At 59.1% G+C, this 22559-nt stretch carries 25 protein-coding genes; 16 read left to right on the forward strand and 9 right to left on the reverse strand.

Annotation, left to right across the window (positions count from 1 at the left end):
• Positions 1-5 precede the first annotated feature (5 nt).
• On the forward strand, positions 6-806 hold the full coding sequence (locus C1N60_RS22095) for an inositol monophosphatase family protein (protein WP_021508951.1): 801 nt from the start codon (positions 6-8) through the stop codon (positions 804-806).
• Positions 807-920: 114 nt separating this feature from the next.
• Here C1N60_RS22095 and C1N60_RS22100 read toward each other — a convergent pair whose 3' ends face one another.
• On the reverse strand, positions 921-1559 hold the full coding sequence (locus tag C1N60_RS22100) for a LysE family translocator (protein WP_058776059.1): 639 nt from the start codon (positions 1557-1559) through the stop codon (positions 921-923).
• Between the two features lie 280 nt (positions 1560-1839).
• Between C1N60_RS22100 and C1N60_RS22105 the strand changes: the two genes are divergently transcribed.
• A complete protein-coding gene (locus tag C1N60_RS22105; RefSeq protein ID WP_394521798.1) occupies positions 1840-3042 on the forward strand; it encodes a lactonase family protein in 1203 nt (400 codons plus the stop codon).
• An 8-nt stretch (positions 3043-3050) separates the two neighbouring features.
• On the opposite strand, the gene C1N60_RS22110 is transcribed toward C1N60_RS22105, so the two are convergent.
• Positions 3051-3938: an alpha/beta hydrolase gene (locus C1N60_RS22110; protein ID WP_394521799.1), complete on the reverse strand. Its 888-nt coding sequence runs from the start codon at positions 3936-3938 to the stop codon at positions 3051-3053.
• A 184-nt stretch (positions 3939-4122) separates the two neighbouring features.
• Here C1N60_RS22110 and C1N60_RS22115 point away from each other — a divergent pair, with 184 nt between their 5' ends.
• The 7 genes from C1N60_RS22115 (at position 4123) to C1N60_RS22145 (ending at position 12218) form a co-directional block, all read left to right on the forward strand.
• Entirely contained in the window at positions 4123-5547 is a 1425-nt protein-coding gene (locus C1N60_RS22115; RefSeq protein ID WP_394521800.1) for a hypothetical protein, read from the forward strand.
• Between the two features lie 340 nt (positions 5548-5887).
• Entirely contained in the window at positions 5888-7093 is a 1206-nt protein-coding gene (locus C1N60_RS22120) for an SfnB family sulfur acquisition oxidoreductase (protein ID WP_394521801.1), read from the forward strand.
• A 6-nt stretch (positions 7094-7099) separates the two neighbouring features.
• The gene (locus C1N60_RS22125; protein WP_394521802.1) at positions 7100-8305 is read left to right on the forward strand and encodes an SfnB family sulfur acquisition oxidoreductase; all 1206 of its coding nucleotides are present in this window, start codon (positions 7100-7102) and stop codon (positions 8303-8305) included.
• Positions 8302-9663, forward strand: coding sequence for an LLM class flavin-dependent oxidoreductase (locus C1N60_RS22130; protein WP_394521803.1), 1362 nt, complete (start codon positions 8302-8304; stop codon positions 9661-9663). Before C1N60_RS22125 ends, C1N60_RS22130 begins: the two co-directional genes overlap by 4 nt.
• Before the next feature lie 20 nt (positions 9664-9683).
• On the forward strand, positions 9684-10484 hold the full coding sequence (locus tag C1N60_RS22135; protein ID WP_168714982.1) for a MetQ/NlpA family ABC transporter substrate-binding protein: 801 nt from the start codon (positions 9684-9686) through the stop codon (positions 10482-10484).
• A gap of 2 nt (positions 10485-10486) precedes the next feature.
• Positions 10487-11584, forward strand: coding sequence for a methionine ABC transporter ATP-binding protein (locus C1N60_RS22140; RefSeq protein ID WP_262258282.1), 1098 nt, complete (start codon positions 10487-10489; stop codon positions 11582-11584).
• A complete protein-coding gene (locus C1N60_RS22145) occupies positions 11568-12218 on the forward strand; it encodes a methionine ABC transporter permease (RefSeq protein WP_021508962.1) in 651 nt (216 codons plus the stop codon). Before C1N60_RS22140 ends, C1N60_RS22145 begins: the two co-directional genes overlap by 17 nt.
• Positions 12219-12225: 7 nt before the next feature.
• Here the strand turns inward: C1N60_RS22145 and C1N60_RS22150 are convergent, their stop codons facing one another.
• On the reverse strand, positions 12226-13128 hold the full coding sequence (locus C1N60_RS22150) for a LysR family transcriptional regulator (protein WP_058781093.1): 903 nt from the start codon (positions 13126-13128) through the stop codon (positions 12226-12228).
• A gap of 100 nt (positions 13129-13228) precedes the next feature.
• On the opposite strand from C1N60_RS22150, the gene C1N60_RS22155 reads away from it, so the two are divergent.
• The gene (locus C1N60_RS22155) at positions 13229-14293 is read left to right on the forward strand and encodes an SDR family oxidoreductase (protein WP_394521804.1); all 1065 of its coding nucleotides are present in this window, start codon (positions 13229-13231) and stop codon (positions 14291-14293) included.
• A gap of 21 nt (positions 14294-14314) precedes the next feature.
• Here the strand turns inward: C1N60_RS22155 and C1N60_RS22160 are convergent, their stop codons facing one another.
• Genes C1N60_RS22160 through C1N60_RS22175 form a run of 4 tightly spaced genes read right to left on the reverse strand, consistent with a single transcriptional unit; the run spans position 14315 to position 17316 of the window.
• Entirely contained in the window at positions 14315-14944 is a 630-nt protein-coding gene (locus C1N60_RS22160) for an NrsF family protein (protein ID WP_104187505.1), read from the reverse strand.
• Positions 14937-15488: a sigma-70 family RNA polymerase sigma factor gene (locus C1N60_RS22165; protein ID WP_058759048.1), complete on the reverse strand. Its 552-nt coding sequence runs from the start codon at positions 15486-15488 to the stop codon at positions 14937-14939. The genes C1N60_RS22160 and C1N60_RS22165 overlap by 8 nt, the downstream gene beginning before the upstream one ends.
• A 17-nt stretch (positions 15489-15505) precedes the next feature.
• Positions 15506-16735: a protein-disulfide reductase DsbD family protein gene (locus C1N60_RS22170; RefSeq protein ID WP_394521805.1), complete on the reverse strand. Its 1230-nt coding sequence runs from the start codon at positions 16733-16735 to the stop codon at positions 15506-15508.
• 14 nt (positions 16736-16749) lie between these two features.
• Complete coding sequence (locus tag C1N60_RS22175) at positions 16750-17316, reverse strand: peroxiredoxin (RefSeq protein ID WP_021508968.1); 567 nt, start codon at positions 17314-17316, stop codon at positions 16750-16752.
• A gap of 183 nt (positions 17317-17499) precedes the next feature.
• On the opposite strand from C1N60_RS22175, the gene C1N60_RS22180 reads away from it, so the two are divergent.
• Positions 17500-17655 carry a hypothetical protein gene (locus C1N60_RS22180; protein WP_021508969.1) on the forward strand — a complete coding sequence of 52 codons (156 nt, stop codon included), beginning with the start codon at positions 17500-17502 and terminating at the stop codon, positions 17653-17655.
• A 1-nt stretch (position 17656) separates the two neighbouring features.
• On the opposite strand, the gene C1N60_RS22185 is transcribed toward C1N60_RS22180, so the two are convergent.
• Entirely contained in the window at positions 17657-18319 is a 663-nt protein-coding gene (locus C1N60_RS22185; RefSeq protein WP_394521806.1) for a TetR/AcrR family transcriptional regulator, read from the reverse strand.
• 78 nt (positions 18320-18397) lie between these two features.
• Here C1N60_RS22185 and C1N60_RS22190 point away from each other — a divergent pair, with 78 nt between their 5' ends.
• From C1N60_RS22190 to C1N60_RS22210, 5 genes are all read left to right on the forward strand, one after another.
• Entirely contained in the window at positions 18398-19915 is a 1518-nt protein-coding gene (locus C1N60_RS22190; RefSeq protein ID WP_394521807.1) for an MDR family MFS transporter, read from the forward strand.
• Between the two features lie 259 nt (positions 19916-20174).
• On the forward strand, positions 20175-20726 hold the full coding sequence (locus tag C1N60_RS22195) for a C40 family peptidase (RefSeq protein WP_021508972.1): 552 nt from the start codon (positions 20175-20177) through the stop codon (positions 20724-20726).
• Positions 20727-21046: 320 nt separating this feature from the next.
• The gene (locus C1N60_RS22200) at positions 21047-21250 is read left to right on the forward strand and encodes a DUF1471 domain-containing protein (protein ID WP_394521808.1); all 204 of its coding nucleotides are present in this window, start codon (positions 21047-21049) and stop codon (positions 21248-21250) included.
• A 153-nt stretch (positions 21251-21403) separates the two neighbouring features.
• Positions 21404-21562, forward strand: a complete 159-nt coding sequence (locus C1N60_RS22205) for a hypothetical protein (protein ID WP_165899342.1) — start codon at positions 21404-21406, stop codon at positions 21560-21562.
• 114 nt (positions 21563-21676) lie between these two features.
• The gene (locus C1N60_RS22210) at positions 21677-21892 is read left to right on the forward strand and encodes a YdgH/BhsA/McbA-like domain containing protein (protein WP_058759053.1); all 216 of its coding nucleotides are present in this window, start codon (positions 21677-21679) and stop codon (positions 21890-21892) included.
• A gap of 350 nt (positions 21893-22242) precedes the next feature.
• On the opposite strand, the gene C1N60_RS22215 is transcribed toward C1N60_RS22210, so the two are convergent.
• Entirely contained in the window at positions 22243-22521 is a 279-nt protein-coding gene (locus C1N60_RS22215; RefSeq protein WP_058770289.1) for a hypothetical protein, read from the reverse strand.
• Between the last annotated feature and the right edge of the window lie 38 nt (positions 22522-22559).

The following is a 22559-nucleotide window of genomic DNA, read 5'->3' on the forward strand; positions in this document are numbered from 1 at the left end:
AACGCATGAGTGATACGAAAAATGACGCGCTGCAATCGCGTCTGCTGCTGGCCGAACGCGTCGCGCGGGCGGGCGGGGAGAAGGCGCTGGCCTACTTCAATCAGCGTGACACGCTGGTGGTCGAAACCAAGCACGACCTGCAGGATGTGGTATCACGCGCTGACCGCGAGGTGGAACAGATGATCGACCAGCAGATTCGCGCCAGCTTTCCTGACGACGGTTTTCTTGGCGAGGAGTACGGCCTGCAGCCGGGCACGTCAGGCTATACCTGGGTGGTCGATCCGATTGACGGCACCAGCCCGTTCCTCAACGGTATGCCAAACTGGTGTGTTTCCGTTGCGGTGCTGCATGACGGCGTGCCGGTGATTGGCGTGATCTTTGCGCCGACCTATCAGGAGTGCTACGTCGCCGCGCTCGGCCAGGGCGCAACGCTGAATGGCCGCCGTTTGCAGGTGGATCCGTCACGTACGCTGCAAAATCACGTGACCGGCTTTGGCGCTAATAGCTATGTCAGCCCGGAAGAGGTGGGCCGCCTGCTGGCGTCGCTGCTGGCAGCGGGGGGCAACTTTATCCGTATCGGATCTGGTGCGCTGATGCTGGCGTGGGTGGCAGCCGGACGCGTGGTGGGCTATTTCGAACCCTACATGCACGCGTGGGATTGCCTGGCCGGTTACTGTCTGGTGAAAGAGGCCGGCGGCTGGTATCACCCGTTTAATACTGAGGGCGACCGGCTGTTGAAAGGCGCGCAGGTGCTGGCGGTGGCGCCGGGTGCACAGGCGGAGCTGAGGCGGATTGCCGGCGTTTAAGTGGTGTATTTCACGGCCGCGCGACGTTTTCCGGGTCGCCATCCATGGCGACCTTACAACGCTTGCGCTGTCGTAACTGGATAATCGCATGATTTTAAACGGTTACGTGGTGACTTAAACCGCCACGAACTCGCGGTATCCCGACCAAATCACATACACCGCGAAATAACAGAAAATCAGCGCTGAGGCGAGATACGAATACTTCAGCAGGCGCTCGCCTAACAGCTTTCCGCCCATGCTGCCGATCAGGCAGATCACACAGGTCCACACCACCCCGGCGAGGAAAAACCCGCTGAGAAACCACGAAGTTGCACCGGCATCACTGTGGCCGATGCGGGCTATCAGCGCGCCGCCCACGCTGGCGAACCACAGAATCGCCGTCGGTGACGACATCGCCAGCACGATGCCGCGCCGAAATTCGCGCAGCAGTGAACGATAAGGCTGGGTTTCAGCCGCGGGAATGTCGATTTTTTTGGCCAGCGCGGCGTAAAGCATTTTAGCGGCAAACCACAGCAGCAAGATGCCGCCGCCAATCCATAGCAACCAGCGCACCGGCGTAAACTGCAGTACCACCGCCATGCCAGCCATCGCCAGCAAGGCGTAAATTAAATCGCCCACGCAGGTGCCCATGCCCAGCCAGAAACCGTGCAGATAACCGCGCTGCATCGCCAGCGTCAGCATGGCGATGTTGGCGAGTCCGATATCCAGACACAGCGATAAACTCAATAAAAAACCATTAGAAAACGGCAGCATAACGTCGTGACCATCCCTGAGTTCGGTAAAGGAAAGATTAAAGCATGCGTGCCGGGGCTTTTTACACTGCTTCCTGCCATCCATAACCAAACGCTATGACCCATTGGCAAAGGCACAATTAAATAAACCGATTTGTGAAGCCGATCGGCCTGCGCAGCTTTGCGCGCAGCGAATGCCACTATAGTCGTTAACGAGACGTTAACAACGTCCGTTTCAATACAAAAAAATCAACCTGGTTTGGGCGCAGGCCCGTGAAAATTCCGATTATGGTGGAAAGACAATGAGTGGATACCCAAAACCGGCAACTGGCGGTTTAGCAACAAACTTAACCGTGGCAATATCACTGGCTCTATTGACGCTGGCGGGGAGTGCTATGGCGCAGAACACGGAACATCATCAAACAGCATTAGTCGGCACCTGGACCAGTATTCCGGATGCCCCTGCGGTACAAAAGCCGGATCGACCCAGTGAAGGTTTGTATCGCATGCAGGTCAACAGCGACGGGACGCTCAAGCCGCTGGAGGTGATCAGGATGAAAAGCCCGTCGTGGATCGTTAAATCACGCGACGGGCGGTTTGCTTATACCACCAATGAAGAGAATGCCGGTGCCGTTACCGCGCTGGCGATCGATAAACAAGGCGCAGTGCAGGTGCTGAATCAGGTCGACAGCCACGGCGAGCAGCCGACGCACGCCACTCTCAGCCCGGACGGCAAATTCCTGTTTGTCGCCAACTATTCGGTGGCGAAAGGCGGAGCAGGGGTAACGGTGTTCCCGATTGCGTCGGACGGCAAGCTGGGCGAACAGGTCCAGCATTTTGCGTTCAGCGAAGGCAGCGGCGTGGTAAAAGATCGGCAGGATGGCGGCCATGCGCACTCCACCACCTTTACCCATGATGGCCGCTATCTGTATGCGGCCGATCTCGGTGACGATAAACTGCACGCCTATCGCTACCACGCGGATCGGCGAGAGCCGCTGCAGGCGGATACCAGCCGTGATGTGAGCTTTGCGCCAGGTGCGGGTCCGCGCCACATGGTGTTCTCCGCCGACGGTAAACACGCTTATGTGATTACTGAAATGGCGGGCGAAATCGTGGTGTTCCGCGTCACTGATGACCGGCTGGAACGGCAGGCACAGGTGGCGCTGAATACGCAAAACAGCAGCGCCGCCTACAAAAGCGGCGGCGGCATCATTCTCAGCCCGCAGGGTAAATTCCTGATTGCCGCTAACCGCGGATCTGACAATCATCTGCTGGTGTTTAAGATTGCCGCCGATGGCAGCCTGACAGATCCACAGCGCTATGCCGCCGATGGTATTGAGCCGCGCGCGCTGGCGTTTGATAACAGCGGTAAACACCTCTATGTCACCAACGTGTTTACCAATACCATTACGCTGTTTGATTTTGATGCGCACAGCGGCAAGCTGAGCGCGCGCGGTGTGGCGGCGAAGCTGGCAACGCCAACCGACATCAAATTCTTCAACTAACTGCCCTTTCACTCATCCGGTGCGCGTGACGGCGCACCGTCTTCCGCCATGGCCGACAGCGCGCTTTCCAGCGAAGCCGGAAACATCTGGCCGTGACTGAGCCCGGGAAACAGCTGGAAGCGAGCCGCCAGGCCGTTCTCCTGCATGCCGTCGAGGGTGGTGCGAATCCGGCTCAGCACATCGCTGACGCCAGAACGGAATTCGCCGTTGCCTTCCATCAGCACCAGCTGCTTCTGCTTGAACGATGCGGGCGTCACCGCCGCCATCTGCTGCAACAGCGTTGTGTCGCCGCGCAGGGAAGGACTGGCGGCAAAATAGCGCTGGAAAAATCCGGAGGTCAAGTAGCTGTCCAGCACAAACAGCCCGCCGTAAGAGTGGCCCCACAGCGCACGCTGCTGCGCATTGATCGGCAGATGCTGTTCGGCACGCGGCGCGATAGTCTGTTCCAGCAGCTGGCGGAATGCGGCACTGCCGCCGGCTGGCCGGCCGCGACGATCCTGCACCTGCTGCGGCGGGGTGTAATCCAGCGTGCGCGCAGCGAGATCGAACGGCAGCGGGGTCTGATAGCCTACCGCCACCAGCACCGGCGGGTTGCCTGCTGCCAGCTTCTGCAACAGTGCTTCGCTGAGATGGTTCATCACCGCGTTGCCATCCAGCATATACAGCGCCGCGTAACCTGTGGCCGGTGCCGGTTTACGTGGCACCGCCGTCCACACCTTGTAGTGGCGCTGGCCGTCAGCGGAATCAAACGTGTTAACAGTGAAGCGATACCAGGCAGAGCCTTTGTCGGCAATATTGGGTCCGAGCGGCGTCATATCAGGCCGGGCGAAACCGACAGCGGGGCTGAGCAGCAGGTTCAGCAGGGTGAACAGCGGAATGATAAAGCGATAAATCATGGCGCTTCCTTACTAGCTGGCGAGTCAATTACTTCCGTGTCACAGCGAAAGCGCCAGACAGATTAGTGATAATGATTATTAATTTCAACAACCATTTTGCACCGTCATGCGCCGTGCGGAAGTGTAAAGATTTCGTCAGGATCGCCGATAACGTAGCGGTATAATACCAGCGAGGATAGTCAGGATGATTAACGGTATCGGACCGGGTAGTTTCTCACCGCTCCATCTCAGCAGCGCCAGCGCACGCGTGACCAGCAGCACGGCAAGCAATGCGACCCGGCAAAATAGTCTGACGGCAGACGCCTCGGCGAAAGTCACCTTTAGCGAAGCCACCGACGCCATCTCTGCGGTGTACCAGATGACGCCGGCGCGCGTCACCGCCAGCACGCCTCTTTCGCCTGATGTGCAGACGCAGGCGATGGGGGCGCTGCGCAGCTCGGGCGTCAGCATGAACGGCATTGGCAGCGCGCTGCTGAGCGCACTGACGCAGCAGCGTGACGATGTCACCATCAGCGTACCGGCCAGCGGCGGCGCGCAAACTGACACGCAGAGCGCGGTGGCACTGGAGATTACCACTCAGTCCGGCGTGAGCCTGACTCTGCAGATGACGCGGCAGCAGGATGGCGTAGCGGTGGCGCTGAAAACCACTCACGGTAAGCTGAGCGATGACGAAGCTGCGGCAATTGCCAAACTTTCCGGCGCGCTGGAGAAAACCCTGAGCGGGTTGGATAACGGCAACGGTAAACTGGATGTCGGTGACCTGCTCAGTTTTGACAGTAACCAGCTGGCCAGCGTTGATCTGAAAACCGACCTGCGTCGCAGCGGCGAAGTAATGCAGTCGCTGAATCTGCATGCCGACCCGGGTTCACGCTGGCTGGGTTTCCATAATGCCGACGCCAGTTTCAAACTGACGACGGACATGCGCAGCCTGGCGCAGGCCAGCAACGCCGGTCAGCAGCAGAGCGCCCTGGCGCAGTGGAGCGCGAAATTTGATCAGGCCGCTTCGCGCGGTCATGGCGATCGTGCGGCGCTGGCACTGTTTAAGCAGGGTTTCGAGAGCTTAAACAGCACCAGCGCGGCGGCCGGCGTGGCGATGCGCACCCCGCAGGCGATCACCGTAGGCGCGCATGCGGCGCAGGCCGGTGCCATCAGCGGCCTGGCGGATTTCTCGGCCAGCTATCACCAGACGGCGCGCTCCAGTAATCCGCTGAAGCCGGAAGAAGAAGATACTTTCGCTCTGGATGTGGCGCAGCGCAGCAGCCAGCAGAAGAACGGCGATACGCAGCACATGACGCAGGAAACCCTGTTTAAGCTGAACGCCAGTTTTCATACCGCGCTGAGCGCCAGTTCGCCGCTGGCGCTCAATGAAACCAAAGAATCACAAAACTATCACTACCACCAGATTCACGATGAAACGCGCAGCACCACTGAGGTGACGCAGGATGCGCAGGGTAACCTCACCGCCCGTTTCGCCCGGCAGCTGACGCAGCAGGAAACGGTGAAGACTTATCAGCTGGCGAAGCTGATCGACAGTACCAGCACACCGCACAGTGAGAAGAGTGAATCGACGCGCCACTATTCACCGGCGATGTATCTGGCGCAGGCGTAATACCAGGATGACGTAATGCCCACTTTATTGCGCCAGCCGATGGCGCAATAAAACAATAATGTCATTTATCACTATCGATAGCGGAATTAATACTTAAGATAATTCACCCGTGTCACTCAGCGTCATAACCCTGCATCTCCGCGCCCGCTAACGCCTTCTTATCCCTGATAAATTCTTTATTCTCTTTCTGCATGCCGTTTGCCGGATATAGCATAACCGCGCTCTTTACCGCTGTTATTCCCGCTGATTATCATCGCGCTCAATCTGTTATTAAATTACGGCTCTCTGCCCTGGCAGAATGAGCCTGTGAATCACAGCAAAATAAAAAGTGAATCCAGCGATGACGCAAATCAGGGCTCAACAACTTCAGCGCGCGGCGGTGATCACGTCTGACGCGGCGGCAATCGACGCTGCCCGCCACCTGGCGGAACAGGCGAAAGCCGGGGCAGCCGAACGCGACCAACAGCGTATCTATCCGCGTGAACTGCTCGATCAGTTCACCCAGCTGGGGCTGGGCAGTATCAGCGTGCCGCGCCAGTTTGGCGGCGGCGGTTTGTCTTTTGCTACCGTGGCGGAGGTGTTCCGCCTGATCTCCGCCAGCGATCCGTCGCTTGGCCAGATTCCGCAAAACCACTTCGGGCTGATTCAGTTCATCCTGGGGGAAGGCAGCGCGCAACAGCAGCAGCGCCTGCTCAGCGCGGTGGTACAGGGCCAGCGGCTTGGCAACGGCGGTCCGGAAAAGAACAGCAAGCACACGCGTGATGTGCAGGCGCAGCTGGTGTCAGGTCCGGAGGGTTTACGGCTCAGCGGTGAAAAGTTCTATTCAACCGGTGCACTGTTTGCCGACATTCTGGTGACCACCGCGCAGCAGGAGGGCCAGCCGGTGATGGCGTTCATTCCGCTGCCGGCGGCAGGGGTGGAGATTATCGATGACTGGTCGGGTATCGGTCAGCGCACCACCGCCAGCGGCACGGTGAAGCTCCAGCAGGTGGCGGTCGATGCCGGTTTAACCATCGCGCTACCGTCGCCAGATAAGCCAACGCTGCGCGGTGCCGTATCGCAGCTGATCCAGGCCGCGATTGACGCCGGGATCGCCCAGGGCGCGCTGGACGAGGCACTGGCGTTTATTCACAGCAGCTCGCGTCCGTGGGTGGACGCGGGCGTGAGCCGCAACGCAGACGATCCTTACATTCTCGCCGATGTCGGGCGTATCAGCACCGAACTGAGCGCCGCCAATGCGCTGCTGGTGCGAGCGGCGCGCGTACTGGACAGCATTGACCCGCACGCGCTTACCGCTGCGCACTGCGCGCGCGCCTCCATTGCGGTTGCAGAAGCCAAAGTGCTGACCACCGAAATTGCGCTGAAAGCCAGCGAAAAGCTGCTGGAGTGGAGCGGCAGCCGCGGCACATTGCTGAAGCATGGGCTGGATCGCCACTGGCGCAACGCGCGCACCCATACGCTGCACGATCCGGTGCGCTGGAAAACGCACGCTATCGGCAACTATTACCTCAATGATGTTCTGCCCGCGCGTCATGCGTGGATTTAAGGAGCGATGATGACGCAGGTTTTCGCTAAACAGCCGGCAGCACGCATCCGCAGCGCGCAGCAGGCCCTGCAGGTGGCAGAAGAGCTGGCTGAACGCTTTCGCAGCGGCGCAGCGCAGCGCGATCGGCAGCGTGAGCTGCCACATGCTGAACTTCAGCACTATTTCCAGTCCGGCCTGGGCGCCATTACCGTGCCGCGTGCGTGGGGCGGTATTGAGATTTCCAGCGCAGAACTGGCGCAGATTTTTGTCATTTTCAGCGCTGCCGATGCCTCGATCGGTCAGGTGCCACAAAACCACTTCTATGCGCTGGAAGTGCTGCGCGTTAACGGCAGCGATGCCCAGCAGCAGCGGCTGTACAACGAAGTGCTGGCGGGCGTTCACTATGGTAACGCGCTGGCGGAGTTCGCCTCTGCGGCGGCGCATCAGCGCACCACCGCCTTCAGCCAGACCGCCAGCGGGCTGCGCCTCAACGGCGACAAATTTTACTGCACCGGGGCGCTGTTTGCCGACCGCATCCCGACGCTGGCCATCGCCGATGACGGCAAAGAACAGCTGGTGTTTGTGCCGCGCCATCAGCCGGGCGTGACGGTGATTGATGACTGGAGCGGTTTCGGCCAGCGCACCACCGGCAGCGGTAGCGTGCAGTTTCGTGATGTGGCGATCGCGCCGGACGATGTGGTGCCGTTTCATAGCGCGTTTGAGCGGCCGACCACCGTCGGACCGTTTGCCCAGATTATGCATGCGGCCATCGACCAGGGCATTGCCCGCGCGGCCTTCAACGACATGCTGGCCTTTGTGCAGCAGCGCGCCCGGCCGTGGCCGGACAGCGGTGTTGAGCGAGCCTGTGACGATCCGCTGACGCTGGATCGCACCGGGCGGCTTGCCGCACGGCTCAGCGCCGGTGATGCGTTGCTGGATGTCGCCGGGGAGGCGGTCGATGTCGCCCAACGCAACCCGAGCGCTGAACACGTCGCGCTGGCATCGGTTGAAGTGGCGAAAGCGCGTGCCTGGACCACTGAGGTGGCGCTGGAAGCCGGCAACCTGCTGTTTGAGCTGGGCGGATCGCGCGCCAGCCTGCGCGAGCACAGTCTCGATCGCCACTGGCGCAACGCGCGCACCCACACGCTGCATGACCCGGTACGCTGGAAATATCCGGTCATCGGCAACTATCTGCTTAACGGCGTGCTGCCGCCGCGACGGGGAACGCTATGAGCCGCAAACAGATTCTGCTCAATGCTTTTAACATGAACTGCGTGGGGCATATTCACCATGGCATGTGGACCCATCCGCAGGACCGCTCGGTGGAGTTCAATTCGCTGGCGTACTGGCTGGATTTAGCGCGTCTGCTGGAGCGCGGCCTGTTCGACGGACTGTTCATTGCCGATATTCTCGGCGTTTACGATGTGTATCAGCAGGGTATCGGCCTGACGGCGCGCGAATCCATTCAGCTGCCGGTGAACGATCCGCTGATGCTGATTTCCGGCATGGCCAGCGTGACGCAGCATCTGGGCTTTGGCGTGACCGCCAATCTCAGCTACGAAGCCCCTTATCCTTTTGCCCGCCGCCTGTCGACGCTCGACCATCTGACCAACGGCCGCATCGGCTGGAACATCGTAACCGGCTATCTCGACAGCGCGGCGCGCGCCATGGGGCAGCAGCAACTGCTGGCGCACGATCGGCGCTACGACCAGGCCGATGAATTTCTCGATGTCACTTATCAGCTGTGGGAAGGCAGCTGGCAGGACGATGCGTTGCTGGCCGACAAACAGCGCCGGCTGTATGCCGACGCGCAGAAGATTCACGCGATTAATCATCAGGGTGAATTTTATCAGGTGCAGGGCTATCACCTGAGCAGCCCTTCGCCGCAGCGCACGCCGCTGCTGTTCCAGGCAGGTTCATCCGTGCGCGGCGTGGCGTTTGCTGCGCGGCACGCCGAGTGCAGTTTCGTGAATGCCAGCTCGCCGGCGGCGCTGCGCGAGCAGGCGCAGCGTCTGCGCCACGCGGCGGTGGCGGCGGGTCGCCAGGCGGACGACTTACGCATCTTTATGGGTGTCAGCGTGATCGTCGCCGCCAGCGAACGCGAAGCGCAGGAGAAGCACCGCAGTTATCTGGAATACGCCAGTGCTGAAGCGGGCATTGCGCACTTCTCCAGCTCAATTGGCGTCGATCTCGCCGCGTTTGGCCTCGATGAACCGATTCACAGCGGCGACACGCGCGCCATTGAATCAGTGAGCAAAGCCTATAACGGCTGGACGCGCCGCCAGCTGCTGGAGCAGCACGCGCTTGGCAGCCGCTACCCGGTGATTGTCGGCAACCCGTCTCAGGTCGCCGACCAGTTGATCCGCTGGATTGATGAAGGTGACATCGACGGCTTCAATCTGACGCGCATCCTGAATCCGCAAAGCTACCGCGATTTTATCGAACTGGTGGTGCCGGAACTTCAGCAGCGCGGCCGCTTCAAAACCGCCTATCAGCCGGGATCGCTCCGGCAAAAAATTTTTCAGCAGCAGGATCGTCTGCCCGCGCGCCACCCGGCCGCGCGCTGGCGGCCTGTGGCTGACGTTCGTTAATTTAACCTCAGGAAATCAGGATGAAATTTGCCTCATTAGTGGCGCTGAGCGCCGCAATATTTACCGCCAGCGCGTTTGCCGCCGGTGACTACAGCGGCGCCCTCAAAGTCGGTACCACGGCGGCTTTCGCGCCGCCGCTGGAAACCGCCGTGGCTGAAGCGAAAAAGCAGGGACTGCAGGTCGAGCTGGTGGAGTTCACCGACTGGACTGCGCCGAACGTGAGCGTGGAAAATGGCGACATTGACGTCAACCTGTTCCAGCACAAGCCGTTTCTTGACAATGCCAACCGCGAGGGCGGTTTCCATCTGGTGCCGTATGCGCCCGCCATCATCAATAACATCGGGCTCTATTCGAAGAAGCACACGGCAATCGATCAGATTCCGGACGGCGGCACGGTGGCGATTGCCAATGACCCGATTAACGGTGCGCGCGGATTGCTGCTGTTGCAAAAAGCGCAGCTGATTACGTTAAAACCGGGCAGCGGGCTGAAATCCACCGTGGATGATATCGCCAGCAATCCAAAACACCTGAAAATCATCGAAGTGGAGGCGGTGCAGCTGTCGCGCTCGCTGGATGAGGTCGACCTGGCGCAGGGATATCCGCACTATCTGCGTTTGTCGAAGACCATCGACCCCAACAAGGCCCTGTTATTTGATGGCCTTGAGCATCCGGAATATGTGATTCAGTTCGTGATTCGTGACGGACATCAGGACGATCCGCGTCTCAAAAAGTTTGTAGATATCTATCAGCACTCGCCGGTGGTGCGCGCGAAGCTGGATGAGTTCTACGGCAAGCTGTATCAGCCGGGCTGGAGCCAGTAATCATGGTCAGCCTGACTCTTCCTGGCGAGCAGGCGGCGCTGCACACCACGCCGCCGGTCGCGGGCCGTGCGCATGTGCAGATCCGCGGGCTGAGCAAACGCTATGACGGCCAGTCGCAGGATGCGCTGAAGCACATCGACCTGCAGGTTAAACGCGGCGAGATTTTTGGCATCATTGGCCGCAGCGGCGCGGGCAAATCGACGCTGATCCGCTGTCTGAACCGGCTGGAAAATCCGACGCAGGGTGCGGTGGTGATTGATGGTATCGATCTCAGTTCACTGAGCGCCAGCCAGCTGGTGCAGTGGCGGCGCCGCACCGGCATGATTTTTCAGCACTTCAATTTATTGTCCGCTAAAACGGTGCGGCAAAACATTGAGCTGCCGATGAAGGTGGCCGGCATACCGGCGGCGCAACGGCGACAAAAAGTGGATGAGCTGCTGGCGCTGGTTGGGCTGGAGGCGCGCCAGCATGCCTGGCCGGCGCAACTCTCCGGCGGGCAGAAGCAGCGCGTCGGCATTGCGCGCGCGCTGGTGCACGATCCGGAACTGCTGCTGTGCGACGAGGCAACCTCGGCGCTGGATCCGGAAACCACGCGCGCCATCCTCGCGCTGCTGAAAAAAATCAATCAGCAGCGTCATATCACTATTGTGCTGATCACCCATGAGATGGACGTGGTGCACGACCTGTGTCACCAGGTGGCGGTGATCGATCAGGGTGAAATCATTGAGCGCGGTCCGGTGTGGCAGGTGTACAGCGATCCGCAGCATGAGACGACGCGGCAGTTGCTTAATCCGCAATTCGGCGCGCTGCCGGAGGCCATCCAGCCGCTGCTGACGCCGCAACGTCAGGACGTGGACTCGCGTTTGCTGGTCCGGCTGCGCTACAGCGGGCAGGGTGCGCAGCCGGATCTGGCGGCGATCAGCGCACAGGTCAGCGGCGAGCTGACGCTACTGTATAGCGCGGTTGAATGGGTCGATCGCAAACCCACCGGCCAGCTGTTGCTGCTGCTGGATGCCCGGCACGACGCGCCGGCAGCCCTTGCCGCGCTTCATCCGCTGGCGGACCAACTGGAGGTTGCAGGTTATGTCACTGGCTATTGATCGTTTATGGCAGGGATTGCTGGATACGCTGCTGATGGTCGGCGTGTCGTCGCTGCTGGCACTGCTGATCGGTTTACCGATGGCGGTGATTCTGGTGGTGACCGGGCGCGGCGATCTGTTCCCCAATCCGCTGCTCAACCGGCTGCTGGGCTGGCTGGTGAACCTGTTCCGCTCGATTCCGTTTTTGATTTTGATGGTGGCGCTGATCCCGTTTACCCGCTGGATTGTCGGCACCACCTACGGCGTCTGGGCGGCCGTGGTGCCGCTGACGCTGGCGGCGACGCCGTTTTTTGCCCGCATCGCGGAGGTGAGTCTGCGCGAAGTGGACAAAGGGCTGACGGAAGCGGCGCAGGCGATGGGCTTTCAGCGCTGGCATATTGTCTGGCACGTGCTGCTGCCAGAAGCGCGGCCTGGCATCGTCAGCGGTTTTACCATTACGCTGGTGACGATGATTAATGCCTCGGCGATGGCCGGTGCGATTGGCGCCGGCGGGCTGGGCGATCTGGCTTATCGTTACGGCTACCAGCGTTTCGATATGCAGGTCATGCTCACGGTGATCGTGGTGCTGGTGGCACTGGTCACGCTGCTGCAGCTGTGTGGCGACCGGCTGTCGCGCCGGCTGAACCATCGCTAAAGGCGTTTCACCTGATCTGCAGGCCGTCAAGCGCCGCCAGCAGCGCGTCGACCTTCGGCAGCAGCTGTTTGCGGCGCGGCCAAATCACCGACAGCGGCAGACCGTCCGGCTGCTGCTGCGGCACAATCACTTCCAGCGCGCCGCTCGCCAGCGCGTCACGCACCAGCCATGACGGCATCTGCGCCACCCCAAGGCCAGCGCACAGCGCCTGCATTTGGGCATCCACGTCGCCCAGCGCCATGCGAGACGGCACCTGACGCCAGTGCGGATGTCCATCCTCCGTGGTGAACAGCCACGGCTTGGTGCTGCCGTCAACGCGCTCGTACAGAATCGCCCGATGCTGCAGCAACTCACTCTCGCTGGTCGGTCTGCCTGCGCGCGCCAGATAGTCCGGCGCGGCGCAAAACACCATACGCTCGCGGCCCATCGCCCGGTAGCCGAGCGAGGCGGGCAGATCGGGCGAACCGCCGATGCGCACTGCGACATCAATGCCCTCATCAAACAGATCAATAAAGCGATCGGAAAAGGTCAGGCTGAGTTCCACATCCGGGTGCTGTTGACAGAACGGAATCAGCAGCGGCATGACGCTGAGGCGGCCATAGGTATTCGGCACCGCCAGCCGCAATCGCCCGGAAGGAATGGTGCGCTGCGCCGCCAGCACTGCTTCGGCTTCCGCCAGCTCCTCCATAATGCGCAGGCAGGTCTGGTAATAGGCGCTGCCGGCGTCGGTGAGCGTCAGGCTGCGGGTGGTGCGCTCCAGCAGGCGAGAGCCGAGCCGCGCTTCCAGCCGCGTCACGCTTTTGCTGATGGCGGAACCGGTCAGGTGCAGGCGCTCAGCGGCAGCGGCAAAACTGCCACTTTCAACACTGGCGACAAAAGGAACGATGTCTTTCAGACGCTGATCGTGCATGTATTAGTGAATCCAGTTCAGGAATGATGTGAATTAATGCCACGGCTAAGAATTGAATTCTCTATTACGCTAAGGATAACTGCAACAGAGGAGATTCGACATGCAAAAACAGGCGTTAATCGTGGGGATCAGCGGGGTTATTGGTCGTGCGCTGGCGGAAAGGCTGCAAAGCGAGGGCTGGCAGGTAACCGGTTTGTCGCGCGGACGCGGTGCCATTCCGGAAGATTGCCGCAGTCTGACGGCCGATCTGACCGATACAGAAGCGGTGCGCATTGCGCTGGCGCAGGAAAAACCGGATGCGCTGTTCTTTAGCGTCTGGTCACGCCAGGCGAATGAAAAAGAGAACATTCGCGTTAACGGCGGCATGGTGCATAACGTCATTGCCGCGCTCGGCGAGCGGCTGAACGGCGCGCATGTGGCACTGGTGACCGGGCTGAAGCACTATCTTGGTCCATTCGAAGCGTATGGCAAAGGTGCGGTGCCGGTGACGCCGTTCCGCGAAGAGCAGGGACGTCAGCCAGTCGATAACTTTTACTATGCGCAGGAAGACGAAGTGTTTGCCGGCGCAGAGCAATATGGCTACAGCTGGAGCGTGCACCGTCCGCACACCATCATCGGTTATGCATTGGGTAACGCCATGAACATGGGGCAGACGCTGGCCGTTTACGCCACGCTGTGCCGTGAAAAAGGCTGGCCGTTCATCTTTCCCGGCTCGCCGCAGCAGTGGAACGGTCTGGCCGATGTCACCGAAGCCGGTTTACTGGCGGAACAGCTGCTGTGGGCGACCCGTGCTGAAGGGGCTGCCAATCAGGATTTCAACGCGGTGAACGGTGATGTGTTCCGCTGGAACTGGCTGTGGCCGCGTCTGGCAGACTATTTCGGTATTGAAGCTGCAGACTATCCGGCGCAGATGATGCCGCTGGAAGGACGCATGCAGGAAGCCGCAGCGGCCTGGCGTGAGATCGCTGCGCGCTATCAGCTGCGTGAAGCGGACATCGATAAACTGGCGTCGTGGTGGCACACCGATGCGGATTTGGGACGGCCGATGGAGGCGTTTACCGATATGAGCAAGAGCCGTAAAGCCGGCTTTACCGGCTATCGCGCCACGCTGGATTCCTTCACCCAGCTGTTCGACCGGCTGCGGGCGGAGCGCATCATTCCCTGATAGCGTCACTGGCCGGCGTCGTCAGGCGATCTGCACCCAGCGCCGGCCAAGCAATACGGTCAGCACGATGATGCTCACGATGGCCGCCAGGTGCTGCAGCAAATCCAGCGCATGCAGGTGCACCGGATGACAGAACGCCAGCAGGCTTACCGCCATGCAGGCGACGCCCAGGCCCGCCATGGCCAGACTGCGGGACGGATAGAGCGTCCGCGTCCGGCGCAGACTGATGATGGTCAGCAGCAGCATCGGCAGACTCACCACCAGCAGGAAAACAAAGCACGGCAGCGTGTCGTGCTGCTGCAGCGGCGCGGCCGTCTGCAGCAGACTGCTGGCGCTCAATCCCAGCCACAGCAGGCCCGGCGGCAACAGCAGCTTTGCGCTGATGCCGCGCCGGCCGGCAATGCTGAGTTCAAAGGCGCTGCGCATCGCCAGCAGCCCGAGGATAAAGGCCAGCATCAGTTGCAGCGCGGCCTGCATTGCGCCGGCCTGCGACCAGTCAGTCAGGGTGCGCGGCACCAGCAAACTGGCCGCGATGCCGGCCGGTAGCGCCAGCGCCAGCCAGCCCAGCACGCGTTTTCCGGTCGCAGGCGGGCGTTTCACCGGGCGCAGATCGCGCCCCAGTTTTTCAATCAGCAAATGATGGTCAGTCATGGTTTGCTCCAAAGCGGCGCAGATTGATGAGCGCGCGGTGCAGCAGCGATTTCACCGCCGACACGCTCAGATTATGGTGTGCCGCCGCCTCGTTCAGGCTCATTTCATGCAAATGAACATGCTCAACGATTTCACGCTGACGCAGCGGCAGCTGGCTGAGATAGCCCGCCAGCTCCTGCCGGGTGTCCAGCTGCTGCTGTTCTGCCGTGCTGGCGGGATCGGCGGCCTGGGCGTCGTCAAGCGCGCAGTGCTGCTGGCGGCCGCGGCGGCGCAGGGCATCAATCGCGCGCGCCGAGACTATCGCCGTCAGCCAGGGCAGAAAAGGGTAAGCGGGATCGTAGGTATGGCGCACGCGATGCAGCGTGAGCAGCACATCCTGAATCACATCTTCCGTTAAGGCTTCATCGCTCAGCCTGCGCCGCACCTGCGCGCGTATCACCGGCACCAGCGCCCGCAGCAGCCGGGTATAGGCACACTGATCCCCGGCCTGCGCGCGTTCCATCAGTCCGGGCCAGTTTTCACGTGCGCTATCGCCTGTGTGCATACGCTGCCTTGTTGCCGTTACGTCTTCTTCGCTGCCGCCTGGTTTAACGCATCCACTACGATGCCGGGTGTCAGCACCTGCGGCAGTACTTTCGGTGGTCCGCCATCAGCCGGATACACCAGGTACATTGGTAAACCGCCCTGACCAAACTCACTCATCACGTCATCAACGTCCGGGTTAAATTTAGTCGAGTCTGCCACCATGTACAGCGTACCGGTTTTCGCCAGTGCGGTTTTCACCGCCTGGGTCGACAGCGAGGTCTTCTCGTTCACCTGACAGGTGATGCACCATGATGCGGTAAAATCGACAAAAATCGCTTTGCCATGCCCGCGCTGAGCGGCCACCGCCTGCGGCGTCCACGTCTGTTTGCTGACCTGCGCCTGTATATCGCCTTGCAGCGCCGCGCCTGGCTTGATCAGCCCCGGCAGCGGCGCGATCACCGCAATCAGCAATATCGCCGTGACGCTGAACAGCGCTTTGTGCCCTTTTCCGGCAAAGCGGCGCTGCTGCGCCATGCCATACAGCCAGCCGGCAAACGCCAGTACCACCGAGGCGGCCAGCACAACAGCCAGCGCGCTGCTGCCCGCCTGCTGGGCCAGAATCCACACCAGCCAGGCCCAGGCACCGAGCATGGGAAAGGCCAGCCCGCGCTTAAGGATATCCATCCAGACGCCAGGACGCGGTAAAAATCGTGCCAGCGGCGGGAACAGCGACAGCAGGGTAAAGGGCGCGGCGAAGCCGAGCGCCAGCGCAAAGAAAATGACCAGCGCAACCGCAGGGGGCTGCACCAGCGCGTAGCCGATGGCACTGGCCATAAAGGGCGCGGCACAGGGCGTGGCTACGATGATCGCCAGCGCACCGGTCAGCGCGGAACGCAAAAAAGCGCCGCGCTGGATGTCGATGGCCCCGACGCGCTGCACCGTTAGTCCCACCTCAAAGACGCCAAGCAGGTTAAGCGCGGCAGCCAGCATCACCAGCGACAGCAGGGCGATCACCAGCGGTGACTGCAGCTGAAAGCCCCAGCCGACCGCGGCGCCACCCGCGCGTGCGGCCAGCAGAATGCCAGCCAGCGCCATCATGGTCACCAGCACGCCGAGCAGGAATTCGAGGCCTTCCCGACGCGCGCTGGCAGCCTGGCTTTGATGGCGCAGCAGGCCAAGCGCTTTCAGCGAAATCACCGGAAAGACGCACGGCATGAGGTTGAGGATGATGCCGCCCAAAAAGGCGGCCAGCATCGCGGTTAACATGGCTGGCCTCTCACTTACTGCGCTTGCGGATGCGCAGCGTCATACTCTTTCACCGCCGCCAGCGCTTTTTCGATATGGGTATCCGGGTTTCTGTCGGTATAACTCAGCAGAATATTGCCGTTGGGGGCAATCACATAAGAGGTGCGGTCAGACAGCGTTTTGCCTTTTATCTGCATCAGCGTTTTATATTCGGCGGCCACTTTGGCACCCGGATCGGCAGCCACGGCGAATTTGTCACGACACTCCAGCTTAGAAAAATCGCTGATCTGCTCGGTGTTACCGGCAGTGACGCCAATCACCGTGGCGCCCATTTTTTTGAAATCATCCGTGGCTTCGGCGAAGTCGTGCGCCTCGATGGTACAACCCGCGCTGAAGGCCGCCGGGAAGAAGTAGAGCACCACCGGCCCTTTTTGCAGCGCCTGCTGCAGCGAGAAGGTGAGCGGCTTGCCGGCCAGCGCGCCCTGAAGTTCAAAGTCAGGTGCTTTGGCCCCGACGGGCAGCGCCGCGCTGGCAGCGAAGGCGGCGAGGCTCAGCGTGGTGCCAAGGGTGAGGGTAGCGATGAGATGCCTGATAGTTGTCATGATCTGCTCCTGCGGTGAAAGAGGTCCGGTTAGGGGTGTTCAGCCAGACAGTTCGCCGCAGTCGGTAAAAAGTTGCGCGGAGGGCAAAAAAAAGCAGGGCAGATCCCTTTTTCCCGTCTCGTTTATTTATTCTTTGCGTGAAATCCTTACAATAATCGCCTGATGTTTTTTTAGGTTTTAGATATGTCTTCAACGTCTTGCGATAAACAGAACAGTGAAACCCAGCAGCTGCTGGCCTCCCTTGAACAGCACATTGCCGAGCCGCCTCCCCGGGTGCAGCCGGTGCCGGAAGATTTCTGGCAGCAGTTAGAGACGCTGACCCACGGCGACGACGCCTGACTCAGTTGTGCGGCTGAATACCGTGGCACACCATGCTCAGGGTGTGCTGCAGAATCATTTCGGTATCAAAGCCCGGCTCGTGGGCAAAGCGGGTAAAGGGCACCAGTACCATGCTGAGAATTGAGGTCATCAGCACATCGACATTCAGCTGGTTGTTCAGTAATCCCTGCTGCTGCCACTGAATCAGCAACGCGCGAATCCGTTCGCGTCCGGCATGACCGTGACGCTGTTTCAGCGTGCCGCCCAGCCCCTGACCACTGGCGACTTCCTGCAGCCACAGCGGTGCGAACCAGTCATGACTCAGCACGATATCCGCGAACTCTTTAATAAATCCGCTGATCGCAGCGACAGGTTCACTACTCTCTTCGACAAAATGCGCTTCCAGCCGTTGCCGTAATGGCACAAAGCGTTCCGCGACCACGGTATCCAGCAGTGACTCGCGCGACTGAAAATAGTAATTCAGCATGGCCGGGCTGACGCCGGCTTTACGGGCTATGGCGTTGAGCGAGGTTTCCGCGATGCCGTTTTGCGCATACAGCGCGAGCGTGATGTCCAGCAGATGCTCGCGCTGCTGGGCATTGATTGCGCCGCCGCGTGGACGGCCCGGCCGGCGGGGTTTATCAGAAGGCGCTGTCTCGCTCTCCATCACTTTTTGTGCGGTCATCTTTACGTACTCACGGGTTTCGTGTCAGACTTCGGTTAATATTAATTGTGCATTTAATTAATTTCAAACGGTGTCGTTATGAAACCTCAATCTATCACATCGCAGCGCGACAGCGGGGCAACCAGCCCGCCTTCCATTCGCCTGCTGATGGGCGCGCTGATGCTGGTGATGCTGCTGTCCGCGCTTGATCAGACTATCGTCTCGACCGCGCTGCCGACTATCGTCGGCGAACTGGGCGGGCTGGATCGCCTGTCGTGGATCGTCACAGCTTACATGCTGGCCTCAACCCTGGTTGTGCCGCTGTACGGCAAATTTGGCGATCTGTTTGGCCGCCGAACGGTGCTGCAAATCTCGGTGGTGCTGTTTTTGCTGGGCTCGGCGCTGTGCGGGCTGGCGCAAAACATGCCGCAGCTGATTTTTACTCGCGCGCTGCAGGGACTGGGCGGCGGCGGATTGATGGTGGTGAGCATGGCGGCGGTCGCGGATGTCATTCCGCCCGCCGATCGCGGCCGGTACCAGGGCCTGTTTGGCGGCGTGTTTGGTCTGGCGACGGTGATTGGGCCGCTGCTGGGCGGTTTTATCGTGCAGCACATGTCCTGGCGCTGGATTTTCTACATTAATCTGCCGCTCGGCCTGCTGGCTCTGCTGATCATTAATGCGGTGTTTAAAGCGGATAGCCGACGCAAACCCCATGAAATCGATTATCCGGGTGCGGTGTTTCTCAGCCTGGCGCTGGTGGGCGTGACGCTGTTTACCAGTGAAGGCGGCACGCTGCGCGAATGGTCAGATCCCCAGCTATGGTGCATTCTGGCCATGGGGCTGGTTGGCGTGTTGGGGTTTATCTATGAGGAGCGACGCGCATGGGAACCGATCATTCCGCTGGATCTGTTCCGCAATCGCAGTTTTTCCCTCGCCAGTCTGATGGCGTTTATTATCGGCATGGCGCTGTTTGGCAGCGTGACGTTTTTGCCGCTTTATCTGCAGGTGGTAAAAAACGCCACGCCCACCGAGGCCGGGCTACAGCTGTTACCGCTGATGGGCGGGCTGCTGGTCACCTCGATCATTAGTGGTCGCATGATTAGCCGCAGCGGGAAATACCGTTTGTTACCCATCGCCGGGACGCTACTGGCCACAACCGGGATGGCGCTGATGACCACGCTGACGCTGGATGCGCCGCTCTGGCACATTTATCTGTTCTCCAGCGTGCTCGGCATGGGAATGGGCATGACTATGCAGGTGCTGGTGCTGGCGGTGCAAAATGCGGTGACGGCCGATCGCATCGGCGTAGCGACCTCATCGGTTACGCTGTTTCGCTCGGTGGGCGGTTCGATCGGCGTTGCGCTGTTTGGCGCTGTGTTCAGTCACGTGCTGAAATCCGGAGCGATCCGACTGATAGAGCAGGGTAACATGCTGCCGCCCTCGCTGGATCCGGTCGCCGTGAACCATTTGCCTGCAGCGCTGCGTCAGGCTTATTTGCTGGTGTTCAGTGATGCGGTGCATGCCGCATTTCAGATGGCCGCCGGCGTTATGCTGCTGGCGTTTATACTGTCGCTGCTGCTGCCGGAGTCGCCGCTGCGCGATAACGTGCGCAAATAAGCTTTCCGGTTATTTCGCAGCAGGTCCGTCGGTCAGGCTGCGGAATAAAATTTAAACGCAATTTGCCGGATAAATATGCGCTGTCGGCGCAAAGCAGCAAAAGATATAGATTTTTATCCTAAATACATAGCGTTACCTTTCTGTAAACTTAGGTAAAAATAGTGAAGACAGCAAGAATTCGGGCGGAGACGCTTTATTTCTGCAACTTCTTTACGGTATAAATCTGCTATCCCTGTTATCCACTGTGAAACGTCACCCTATGATTGCTACTGCGGCCCGCAACCTGATTGCCTGCCTGATGTTATTAACCCTGGCTGGCTGCTCGTCTCACTCCTCGCCAGCACCGGAGCAGGAAAGTGTTGATACCTCGCAGGACGGTGGTAAACAGCCCGATTTAATTCCGGTGATAGCCGCTTTGCACGATCAAATGCATTCGTGGGAAGGCACCAAATATCAGTGGGGCGGGACGCAATTATCCGGTGTTGACTGTTCCGGATTTGTCTGGCGCACCTTAAAAGATCGTTTCAATATTCCCATGGATCGCGTCACAACGCGTGAACTGATTGCCATGGGTAAGCCGGTCGATCAGGCGCATTTACAGCCTGGCGACTTAGTGTTCTTCCGCATTAAGCATGAGCTGCACGTCGGCTTTTACGATACCGATCGCCAGTTCCTGCATGCCTCAGTCAGCCAGGGCGTGATGCGCTCGTCACTGAATAATCCGTACTGGAAATCGGTATATTTAGAAGCCAGACGACTTCCGCGCGAGCAAAATTCGCAGATCAGTTTCAATTATAAAAATAAAGTCTGAGGTCAGACTTCCCTCAACAAAATCGCGGCGCGAGGTTTTCGCGCCCGTACTCAGACCCATCCTGCCGTCAACCATTCGTCTCCTGTTTCAGTAGCAATTCGCCTTAAATATGATGGCTGCTTTAACGCTCTGTGCCGCTTTATGGGCATCGAAATACATTCAACCTGTTGATTATAAATAAACAATTTAAATATCACGCGTTAACAATTAGTGCGATCATAGTATTCGCACTAATTATCAATTTTGTAATAGTAATCATGGTTATTATTATCTCCATCGAAGGCGCAGCGCCTTCTCATCAAACGCTAAGGAATATGACCATGAAAACTATCAAAACACTGACCATTGCCGCCGCCGCCGCGCTTTCCCTGATGTCTGCTGCCAGCTTCGCGCAAACCGTTTCAGCCACCTCCACCACACTGGATGGTGCCGAAGCGAAAATTGCCGCTCAGGCTCAGCAGCAGGGCGCGCAATATAAAATTCTGGAAGCCAGCACCAACAACCTGGTGCACATGACCGCTTAACTCTACAAATAACGGATGGTTGCACAGGGATGTGCCAGAACGGGTCGCCTGACGGGCGGCCTTTTTTGTCGTGCAGTCAGGCTCGCAGCGTATCAATCATTCTGGCGATATTGCTGAATTTGCAGCGCAGACTGTCTGGCAGGAGAACGCAATATGCTGAACAACGTGGATATCAACCGGCAGGCGCTGGCTTTTGCAGATGCATTACGCACGCAACGCCATGCTCACGTTCCGGTGATTCGTTTTGCCCACTGGCCGCAATTTATCGCGACGGTGCGCGCTGAGCTGGCGCAACCGGGCGATCAGAAATAATTAGCACGATCACGATAACCGCACTAATTATCAATTGCAGTATAGTAACCCGAGTTATTATTAGTTCCATCGAAGGCACACAGCCTTCAGCCACAACCATTAAGGAATAAGACCATGAAAACCATTAAAGCTATGTCACTCGCCGCTGTTGCCGCTCTTTCACTGATGTCAGCTGCCAGCTTTGCCCAGAGCGTAACCGTGACTTCCTCTACACTGGACGGTGCAGAAGCTAAAATCGCCGCGCAGGCGCAAGAGCAGGGCGCTCAGTATAAAATTACTGAAGCCAACACCAACAACCGCGTGCACATGACGGCTGAACTGTATAACTAAGTTCAGACTGGTTCACTGCGTTAAGGCCGCCCTCGGGCGGCTTTGCTGTTTCCGGAAGGCTTGAAACGAACAAAAGCAGCAGGCTGGCGTTCGAAATTTGACCAATCCTGCTCAGCGGGCGCAACAGGCGGAGCCCAGGCGTTTATCCACAGGATAAGCCAGCCTCTTTGCACGTCAGTTGTGGATAACTGCTTTAATATCAAACCGTCAGGCGACAAACGCTGAGTGGATTTCCCGACTTACCCGTCGGTTATTTTTCAGAAATGAATCCGGTTGCGGCTAAATAAACGCGAAGCGGGTGACTTTATTTCACCATTTCAAAACACATTACGTTTGCGTAATCTGCACCGTTATTTTTTCGCGTCGTCGTCAAAATGGCGAGAGGGAATCAGATTTTTCTCTTTATTAACCGGCGTTCTTTTCGACCGGCCTTTGTCCAGCAGGCAGTCGCGGCAACAGGCTATTTGCGGATGGTGGATACGCGCTACCGTCAGCGCCTGATGCACAGTATACAAAGAGCCGATAAAGCGCTTCTCTTCCTCAAATTCCAGTACGTAACAGCCTTTTTTATGCAATACCCAGCCGGCGTCCGGATCGTGACATAAATAAAAATAGTGCGGTTCTAACATAACTTACTCTCGGGCGAGTGATAGCCATCGAATAGATA

Source organism: Pantoea sp. SGAir0184 (genome assembly GCF_043544755.1).